This is a genomic window from Neorhizobium populisoli (assembly GCF_019430945.1).
Lineage (GTDB): Bacteria > Pseudomonadota > Alphaproteobacteria > Rhizobiales > Rhizobiaceae > Neorhizobium > Neorhizobium populisoli.
Window position 1 is genome coordinate 1 of the sequence record NZ_JAHYCB010000037.1, and the last position, 9,177, is coordinate 9,177.

At 55.8% G+C, this 9,177-nt stretch carries 7 protein-coding genes and 2 pseudogenes; 4 read left to right on the forward strand and 5 right to left on the reverse strand.

Annotation, left to right across the window (positions count from 1 at the left end; translation table 11 throughout):
• From KX729_RS32990 to KX729_RS33000, 3 genes are all read right to left on the reverse strand, one after another.
• Nucleotides 1-127: biotin carboxylase N-terminal domain-containing protein (locus KX729_RS32990; protein WP_219746610.1), on the reverse strand; the 127-nt coding region annotated here is incomplete at its 3' end.
• A gap of 25 nt (nt 128-152) precedes the next feature.
• Nucleotides 153-1,682 carry an acyl-CoA carboxylase subunit beta gene (locus KX729_RS32995; protein ID WP_219746650.1) on the reverse strand — a complete coding sequence of 510 codons (1,530 nt, stop codon included), beginning with the start codon at nt 1,680-1,682 and terminating at the stop codon, nt 153-155.
• The gene (locus tag KX729_RS33000; RefSeq protein ID WP_219746651.1) at nt 1,682-4,072 is read right to left on the reverse strand and encodes a thiamine pyrophosphate-binding protein; all 2,391 of its coding nucleotides are present in this window, start codon (nt 4,070-4,072) and stop codon (nt 1,682-1,684) included. The genes KX729_RS32995 and KX729_RS33000 overlap by 1 nt, the downstream gene beginning before the upstream one ends.
• A gap of 126 nt (nt 4,073-4,198) precedes the next feature.
• Here KX729_RS33000 and KX729_RS33005 point away from each other — a divergent pair, with 126 nt between their 5' ends.
• The 3 genes and pseudogenes from KX729_RS33005 to KX729_RS33015 all read left to right on the forward strand — a co-directional run bounded on the left by KX729_RS33005 (nt 4,199) and on the right by KX729_RS33015 (nt 6,691).
• Nucleotides 4,199-4,666, forward strand: coding sequence for an Lrp/AsnC family transcriptional regulator (locus tag KX729_RS33005; protein ID WP_219746652.1), 468 nt, complete (start codon nt 4,199-4,201; stop codon nt 4,664-4,666).
• A 291-nt stretch (nt 4,667-4,957) separates the two neighbouring features.
• Nucleotides 4,958-5,710, forward strand: a pseudogene (locus tag KX729_RS33010) (DDE-type integrase/transposase/recombinase); the annotation flags it as partial.
• A gap of 474 nt (nt 5,711-6,184) precedes the next feature.
• Nucleotides 6,185-6,691: a hypothetical protein gene (locus tag KX729_RS33015; protein ID WP_219746653.1), complete on the forward strand. Its 507-nt coding sequence runs from the start codon at nt 6,185-6,187 to the stop codon at nt 6,689-6,691.
• Nucleotides 6,692-6,814: 123 nt separating this feature from the next.
• Here the strand turns inward: KX729_RS33015 and KX729_RS33020 are convergent, their stop codons facing one another.
• Nucleotides 6,815-7,036, reverse strand: a complete 222-nt coding sequence (locus KX729_RS33020) for a hypothetical protein (RefSeq protein WP_219746654.1) — start codon at nt 7,034-7,036, stop codon at nt 6,815-6,817.
• A 96-nt stretch (nt 7,037-7,132) separates the two neighbouring features.
• Nucleotides 7,133-7,435 (reverse strand): hypothetical protein, encoded by a 303-nt coding sequence (locus KX729_RS33025; RefSeq protein WP_219746655.1) that lies wholly within the window; start codon nt 7,433-7,435, stop codon nt 7,133-7,135.
• 1,602 nt (nt 7,436-9,037) lie between these two features.
• On the opposite strand from KX729_RS33025, the pseudogene KX729_RS34900 reads away from it, so the two are divergent.
• Nucleotides 9,038-9,177: pseudogene (locus KX729_RS34900) on the forward strand (IS701 family transposase); the annotation flags it as partial.

Consider the following 9,177-nt stretch of genomic DNA (forward strand, 5'->3'; position numbering starts at 1 on the left):
GCACATGCAGCGCCTGCGCATCGGCATCGGAATAGACCGCCACCGTCTTGATGCCCATCTTCCGCGCCGTCTTGATGACCCGGCAGGCGATCTCGCCGCGATTGGCAATGAGGATTTTCTTGAACATGAATTTGGGCGCTCCATCACCCGCACTAAAGCGGAATCGCGTCGTGTTTCTTCCAATGCGTGGTCACCTGCTTGTTGCGCAGGGAGGCGAAAGCGCGGGCGATGCGGCGGCGGGAGGAATGCGGCATGATCACTTCGTCGATGAAGCCGCGTTCGGCGGCCACGAACGGGGTGGCGAAACGCTCTTCGTATTCCCTGGTGCGTGCGGCAATCTTTTCCGGGTCGCCAAGTTCCGAACGGTAGATGATTTCGGTGGCGCCCTTGGCACCCATGACGGCAATCTCGGCCGTCGGCCAGGCATAATTGAAATCGGCGCCGATATGTTTGGACGCCATCACGTCATAGGCGCCCCCATAGGCTTTTCGAGTGATCAGCGTCACCATCGGCACGGTCGCTTCCGAATAGGCGAAGAGCAGCTTGGCGCCGTGCTTGATGACGCCACCATATTCCTGCGCCACGCCGGGCAGGAAACCCGGCACGTCGACCAAGGTCAGGATCGGGATGGAGAAGGCATCGCAAAAACGCACGAAACGGGCAGCCTTACGCGATGAGTCGATATCGAGGCAGCCGGCCAGCACCATCGGCTGGTTGGCGACGACGCCAACCGTCTGGCCCTCCAGCCTGATGAAACCGGTGATGATGTTCTTCGCAAAAGCCTCCTGAATCTCGAAGAAATCGCCCTCGTCGGCAATTGCGTAAATCAGCTCCCTCATGTCGTAGGGCTTGGTCGGGCTGTCGGGGATCAGGCTGTCGAGGCGGTTTTCGAGGCGAGCCGGATCGTCATGGAAAGGACGGGCCGGAACCTTCTCGCGGTTGTTGAGCGGCAGGAAATCGAAAAGCTGGCGGACCGCTTCCAGCGCCTCGATATCGTTTTCGAAAGCCGCGTCTGCGACGGAGGATTTTTGGGTGTGGGTACGCGCACCGCCGAGTTCTTCCGCCGTGACGATCTCGTTAGTCACCGTCTTCACCACATCCGGGCCGGTGACGAACATGTAGGAACTGTCGCGCACCATGAAGATGAAATCGGTCATCGCCGGCGAATAGACCGCGCCACCGGCGCAGGGACCCATGATGACGGAAATCTGCGGGATGACGCCGGAGGCTTCCGCGTTACGGCGGAAGACTTCCGCGTAACCTGCAAGCGAGGCCACACCTTCCTGGATGCGGGCGCCGCCTGAGTCGTTCAGGCCGATCACCGGCGCGCCGACACGCACCGCCATATCCATGATCTTGCAGATTTTTTGCGCATGGGTTTCCGACAGCGAACCGCCGAGAACCGTGAAATCCTGGGAGAACACATAAACCTGACGGCCGTTGATCGTACCCCAGCCGGTCACCACGCCATCGCCGGCGACCTTCTGTTCGGCCATGCCGAAATCCACCGCGCGGTGGGTGACATACATGTCGAATTCTTCGAACGAACCTTCGTCCAGCAGAAGTTCGATGCGCTCGCGGGCGGTCAGCTTGCCCTTGGCATGCTGCGCTTCGATACGCTTCTTGCCCCCGCCGAGCCGAGCCTCCGCCCGCCGTCTCTCGAATCCCAACATCGATTCCATCAAATCGACCTCAGGTGTCGAAGCGGCTTGCCGATGGTTAGACCCTGGGCGGCCGACAGGATTCCCTGTGCGTCTATTCCATAGTGCCGGTAAAGATCCGCGATCGTCCCGGTCTGGCCGAAATGCTCGACGCCGAGTGAGCGCGTCCTATGGCCATGCACAGACCCGAGCCAAGCCAGGGTCGCCGGATGCCCATCAACGACAGTGATCAGGCCGCAATGGGATGGCAAATCAGAGAGAAGTCTTTCCACATGCGAACGGGCATGCGCCAACCCATGCTCTCGGGCGCGCTGCGCTGCAGTCCAGCCTGCGTTCAACCGGTCCGCGGAGGTCACGGCTAACAGACCGATATCGCGACGATCTCCCGCCATCAGACCGACCGCCTCGATTGCCTCGGGTGCGACGACGCCGGTATAGGCGACGACGATCTGGGCGTTCGGCCCCGGCTTGCGCATCCAATAGCCGCCATTGACGATGTCCTGCGCAAGTTCGTCCGATATCTCGCGTTTCGGCTGGTCGACAGAGCGCGTCGAGAGCCGCAGATAGACCGAACCACCGACGGCGTCACGCAGCCAGGTTACCTTGTCCGGGCCGGCATCACCGGAGCGTTGCATATAGTCGAACGAAAAACGTAGCATCGTCGCAAGCTCATCCACGAATGCGGGCTCGAAACTCGCAAGACCGTCCTGAGCCATGCCGATCAACGGCGTTGCGATCGACTGATGAGCGCCGCCCTCTGGAGCCAGGGTGATACCGGAGGGCGTGGCGACGATGATAAACCGCGCATCCTGGTAACAGGCATAGTTCAGCGCATCGAGCCCCCGTTCGATGAACGGATCGTAGAGCGTGCCGATCGGCAGCAGTCTTTCGCCGAACAGTGAATGGGACAGGCCAAGCGCGGAGAGGTTTAGGAAAAGGTTCATCTCGGCAATACCGAGTTCGAAGTGCTGGCCGGCAGGTGAAAAATCCCAATTGAATGTGGAGGGAATTTTCTCCTTCCGGAACAGGTCAGACATCTCGTCGCGCGCAAACAGCCCTCGCCGGTTGACCCAGGCGCCAAGATTGGTAGAGACGGTCACATCGGGGGATGTCGTGACGATCCGGCCCGCGAGTTCGCTCGTTGATTTGCCGAGCTCGTGCAGAAGCAGGCCGAACCCCTGCTGCGTCGACATCGAGGGCTGGATCGCCACGTCCAGTCGGGCTGGGACTGCGACCTTCGATGCGGAATATCGCCGCCGCCCGGCGGCGTTGAACGGCGCATCGCGGAGGAATTTCGAAAGATCGCCCGGTGCGATTGTGAGCCCTTCAAAAGCCTCCCATTCGTGCCCCTGACGGACGTTCATCGATGTTCGCAAGGTTTCGACCTGCGTTGGCGTCATCAGGCCGGCATGATTGTCTTTATGGCCGGCGAGCGGGAGGCCATATCCTTTGATCGTGTAGGCGATAAAGCAGACCGGACGATCATGTCCCCTCGCCTCCTCGAACGCCTCAAGGAGCTGCGGAAGATCGTGTCCACCGAGGTTTGTCATGAGGGCGGCGAGCTCTGCGTCGGATCGCCACTCGATCAGCTTGGTCACAGAGCCCTGGTCACCGAGGTCCTCAAGGAGACGTTTTCGCCAGGCGGCACCTCCCTGAAACGTCAACGCCGAATAGAGTTGGTTCGGGCACGCATCGATCCAGTTGCGCAGCGCGGCGCCGCCTTCCTCCCGGAACGCCGCCTCCTGCAGGCTGCCATGTTTTAAAACGACGACATCCCACCCGAAATTTCGGAATATTGCCTCGAAGCGCTCCCAAAGACCCTCACGGACGACGGCGTCGAGGCTCTGCCGATTATAGTCGACCACCCACCAGGTGTTGCGAAGCCCCTGTTTCCAGCCTTCAAGCAACGCTTCAAAAATATTGCCCTCGTCCATTTCGGCGTCGCCGACAAGTGCCACCATCTTTCCTGCCGGCCGCCCTCTGGCGAGGCGCTTCGCGTGGAGATAATCCTGCACAAGCGAGGCGAAGACAGTCTGAGCGGCGCCGAGTCCGACGGATCCGGTCGAGAAATCGACGTCGTCGACATCTTTGGTACGAGACGGATAGGATTGAGCGCCCTTCCATGCCCGAAAGTTTTCCAGCTTGTCGAGCGTCTGGTTGCCGAACAGGTACTGGATTGCGTGAAAGACCGGGCTTGCATGCGGTTTGACTGCCACGCGGTCTTCGGGTCGCAACGCCGCGAGGTAGAGCGCCGTCATCACAGTTGAAAGTGATGCGGACGATGCCTGATGCCCCCCGACTTTCAGCCCGCCGTCATTTTCGCGGACATGATTGGCATTGTGAATCATCCATGTTGCAAGCCAAAGAACCTTCCGTTCCAGCTGCTCAAGATATGCGAGCCTCGATGTCATGTTGACCTCCCCGTCGTGACGCGCAAAAATTAGCAGAGACACGGAAGGGTTTGTGGCTAAATGGGGTAGGGCTAGGATTCAATTTTAGCTCAAACTGTGCGTGCTGTGGAAAATTTGGAGGGAATTTTGCCAAAACAGGAAATCGACGAAATTGACCGAAAAATTTTGGCGGCACTCCAGAAGGATGCGCATACGACGACCGACAAGCTCGCCGAATTTGTCGGCCTATCGCAGTCGCCTTGTGCACGACGGGTCAGGTCGCTGCGCGAAGCGGGCGTGATAAAGGGTTACGTAGCGGTTGTCGACCAGGCAAAAGTGGGCTTGCCGATATCCGTGTTCATTTCCATCAAGCTCGAGCGGCAGAGAGAAGAGGAGCTCGATCGGTTTCAGACCGCGGTGGCAAAGTGGCCGGAAATTGTCGAATGCTATCTGATGACTGGTCAGCGAGACTATCTTCTACGCGTGGTCGCCAAAGATCTTGAATCCTTCGAGATGTTTCTGAAGCAGAAGTTGACCCGGCTCGACGGCGTTGCCTCGATCGAGTCGAGTTTTGCGCTCGCGCAGGTCAAACATTCACAGGCGTTGCCACTGTAAATACGCAGATCGAGGATCATGCGATTGGTGAAATTTTCAAACGTGCGCATAAGCTACTGCATCGCCTCAACCACCATTCTCCGGCGTCGAGGGGCTGCCACACCTTTCAATTACGAGGCTTCAATTCATCGTGGCTGGCATGCCGGACAGCACCATTCGTCCGCCGAAGCCTGGAGGCTCGGAACAACAGATGCCGTTCCGTCGGTCAGACCGAAAACGCGCTGACCCCGCTAGGTGTTTAGTCCCACAGTGTGATGGCGTATCATTGTCGCGATCACAGAGGGACACTCTATGGGCCAATTTCTTAACGGCAGCGCCAAGACCACGCACGCCATTCGAGCAGAGTTACAGCGATCGAAAGCTTCAACCGCGGGGCTCGCGCGGGGGTACGGCATCAACGAAAAAACGGTGAGGAAATGGCGATCTCGGCCAGGCGTCGAGGATGACGCAATGGGTCCCAAAGAGCGCAGAAGTACGGTCTTGTCGGCACTTGAAGAGGCCGCGATTGTTTCATTGAGAGTGCAGGCTCGGTTGCCACTGGATGACGTCTATATTGCTCTGAAAGATGTGATCCCACATCTGTCCCGTTCAAGCCTTCATCGCTGCCTGCAGCGCCACGGTATCTCCCGTCTTCCTAAGCCGGATCGTGAAAAGCCCAAGCGGTTCAAATCCTACGAAATCGGCTATTTCCATATCGATATTGCAGAATTGCGATATGAGGGCGGCAAGGCCTTCCTCTTTGTCGCGGTCGATCGCACTTCAAAGATCGTCGTCGCCAGAATCTATCGCAAGGCGACAAAGCTTGTAGCAGCCGGCTTCCTCAAGGCTTTGGTCAAAACGGTACCCTACAAAATCCACACAGTTCTCACCGATAACGGCGTCCAGTTCGTGCAGCATGACAGGCGGGCAGAACGTGGTTTCGTCGATCACATCTTCGGCGCTGTATGCTCAGCAAATGATATCGAGCACCGTCAGACCAAGCCTTATCATCCATGGACCAATGGGCAGGCTGAACGCATGGTCAGAACGATCAAGGACGGGACCAAACACCTAGATCAGCCTAATCGCTGATATCCCAGCGTTTAGCGCCATCAGCTCATGACACATACGGTCCGCGCTTGGCTGACGGGCGAAGCAACCTCGATTTGCGTCGACCATTACAAAAATCAGAAAAGCGATATGGATCACAGTACCGGAGAGCTGTGACCGGAAGTCGTTAGTTCAAGCAACCGGGTACCTCTATACTTAACCTTCTCCGCTAATCTTAATCACCGAACCGTGTTGTGAAAAAAGTCGATCCGTGTGCTTATCGGTACTGCGTCTGAAGGAGCTTACGATGGATGATGCGTTGCGGAGAAATATATTTTGACAAGCTTGAACGTGAATGGCGGCTTGTCGATCCAGAACGGCCTTACCCGGAGAAGCTGCCACAGCTGCCGGAGACAGAACGAAGATTGAAAGTTTCGCGCTTCGATTAAAGCGCAAGAACACCGAGCAATGTAAGGTTGACGGATCGCGATGCCGACACTCAAGGAGCTATCGATCGCTCTCGGTCTACTTTCGAGTGACCACAACCCGGCTGCCGAAGTCGACGGCTGGAAGAATTATGTCTGGCGCGTGCGAAACATCGCCGATTGTAGGCCTGTCCAAAACGGGTATTGCGATATCATCAGCGATCGGTGGGATTGGAAACGGCAGCAGTTTTATCAGATCGCGTATCGCGCAGATTCCGTCTCCAGTACGATTACGACCCGGATTACCCTCCGCAACGAGGATTCATCTGATGACGACCAGGTCTGTATCGTTGTCAGCTATTTCGATGCGATGGGCGACGAGATCGGTGTGTTTTTTGCCAACTGGCGAGCGCTACCAGGCAGAGCCTACACTCGAGAGGCGCCTATCATACTCTCAAGACCTGTTTCGGACGTGGCGAGCTTGGCTGCTGGCTCAAAGCAGTGTGACGCCAAAGCAACTATCGACGCCCAGAACTACTATCGTATGCGATTGGCCTTAAAGCAAAAATAATCGCATAAGATAGCGAGAAGATCTGCTGAGAGTCCGACCTCGTTTTAACTCCACCTTCCGAAGAACCGGTTTTACAGTGACAAGCAGAACAGGATGCTCATTGCGAAGTTCCGTCCGTGCCAATTAGCGCCATCGGATTTCATCCATCGTTGGCTCGGCATGAGCATTTAGATTGAGGTAGTTTTTGATAATATGCCGCTCATCACTTGAGAGAGGTCGATCCAGATCGAGCTTACGGCCAACAAAGGCCAGTACGTCATCCAAATTGAAAATGCCTGAAGAGTTGGCGCGCCAATCAACGAGGAAGACCTGCGCCAACGATGAAAGGACTTGTTCCTCGACCATGCGGCTATGCTCATCGCCTTTGCGGTCCGCGGCCGTTCCAATTGAACAGCTCGCGATGGTGTCGAATTTACCGGTCGCTTATGGACGTGCAGACCTTCAGTTTAAAAATTCGCGATTGCCGCGCTTATCCATCATCTCTAGCCGTTTGCCGTCATAATACATTGTGAAGCAGGACTGGCGACCCGATTGGAAAACGCACATCTGTCCGTTGGAGATCTTGTAACCGACACGCGAACCTTGCCGGTACTCCCAACCATTTTTGCTTGCTTTGAGCTCACTGGTTCCGCGCAACACCATTCGGATTTCCGCCTCGGTCGCGATGCGCATCGAGGATTTGACCTCAGCTAAAGCCGATCCACATGCCGCCAAGCCAAAAACTATTAAAAGTACAACACGCATCGCGACTTATCCCTACCGGCATTCGAGATGCCTGATGAACCGATACTACCGAATTAAGCATTCGTTTGTATGGAGTAAAGCAAGAACTTTATCGGCAAATTCTATTCCCATTACCGGTGACGTAACATCTCTTGTATGTTCTTCCAGTCACGCCCTCGTCAGGCAACACAACGGCGGGCGGTGACGAAAAACGGCGATCCTGTCTGCGTACGGGCTGATTGGGCTGTATTTCGAAATTCTGGCGCCCATAGGTTCCAGAGTAGCCACCGGAACCATTCGGACCGATGTCGAGATTTCGGTGTTGTTGCGAAAAGCATTCCGTCGGGATCGCGCACAAAGCCACGATCATAAGCAGATACTTCATACCTTCCTTCCTTGAAAACCGACTGGCAGGTCCGCCTGCTCCTAGCCCGCATCACAGGCCTTCGAACGTCGCTCACGTTTAATCTCAAGCTATTCAAATATCGAGGTGCTGCAAGCCGTCCAATATCAGTCAGCGTAATCCACAGGACCGGTGTGTCAATTCGGGGCGGTTCCAAAATCGGGACACAAATTCGGGTCATCTCTATGAAGGTGACTAACTGTCACCTTTAAGAGCGCGTGAACCATGGCGGCGATCCGTCTAATATGCGTTCATGACAAAGCGCTTTCGCAATTATTTGTTGGTTCTTCTCACCTCGCTCGTAATGTGGGCGATTATCATCGCACTGATCTTATGGACGCTGTCGTGACCGATCTTCGAATGCACCCCAACTGACGATGGCGCGCGGATAGGGTCAAAATCGTGTTTGTTCTTTGCGGGACGCACTGTGTTTTCTGCACGACAGGGTGATATCGGCTGCCGGGTAATCACTTCGACTACTCAAGCCCCACGGTTTTTGGATTTCAACCTTTCCAAAAGCCCGAAGCTAACATTTGCCACATCACTCGGCGCATTGAGCTGGCTCTCATACTTGACGAGTGCAGCCTCCAGCAAGGTGATCTGGGTCTCAAGCGAAGCTCGCATTGATTCATACTCGTCGCGGCGGACCCAGTATCGCTGAAACCAGTTAAGCACCCTTATTCTCCCCTATACAGGGGTAAACCAGTAATACATCGATTTAATGCTGACTACGTAACATTAACCGAGTTCGCCGCAGTTAGATCTGACTGTTGCTAATCTGCCGCAGGATTCATGCCAGCAGACCCGGTCCTCGCCGACCTCACGATTGCGGCATGCTGTCACTGACTGCGTCTATTTTCCAAATTTCGAACTTATCGAGTCTTTAACCGTTTTTCTTCACGAGGCCCAAAGACCTTTTGCCGATGATGGCTGCATGTCACCTGGGAGGCTCAAATGACGCCACGCTTTCGCAACCTGATCGGTGTATTCTGCGTATCGATCGCGATGTGGGTCGTGATCATCCGGGTCGGTGCGGGAGTCTATGATCATCTGACTACATCCAACACTGATCCGACGTTGATTGCCAGTGTCCACTAGGTCGAGCTGATTGCTGCTCGGCACGCCATTAGACAAAATAGGCCGGGAACTAGCACTACTTTGGCAGATTCGGGCAAGGCTGGTTTGAGATGATTTGTGCTCTCTTCCTTTGGGGGCGCGACATGGCAGATTGGGATACGGAGCTTTCGGCATTTTTGCAGCCATTTCTGGAGAAGCTCGGACACAAGAAGCGGCGACAGATGTGCCCTCTTTACGTGTCCGGGCTTATTGGTCCCGGTGACCGCAAGAGTATCGAGCCGAT

What these genes read in the sequence shown, in the direction of transcription:
- KX729_RS32995 (WP_219746650.1), bottom strand. Translation starts at nt 1,682, where the DNA reads ATGGAATCGATGTTGGGATTCGAGAGACGGCGGGCGGAGGCTCGGCTC.
- KX729_RS33000 (WP_219746651.1), bottom strand. Translation starts at nt 4,072, where the DNA reads ATGACATCGAGGCTCGCATATCTTGAGCAGCTGGAACGGAAGGTTCTT.
- KX729_RS33015 (WP_219746653.1), top strand. Translation starts at nt 6,185, where the DNA reads ATGCCGACACTCAAGGAGCTATCGATCGCTCTCGGTCTACTTTCGAGT.
- KX729_RS33020 (WP_219746654.1), bottom strand. Translation starts at nt 7,036, where the DNA reads ATGGTCGAGGAACAAGTCCTTTCATCGTTGGCGCAGGTCTTCCTCGTT.
- KX729_RS33025 (WP_219746655.1), bottom strand. Translation starts at nt 7,435, where the DNA reads ATGCGTGTTGTACTTTTAATAGTTTTTGGCTTGGCGGCATGTGGATCG.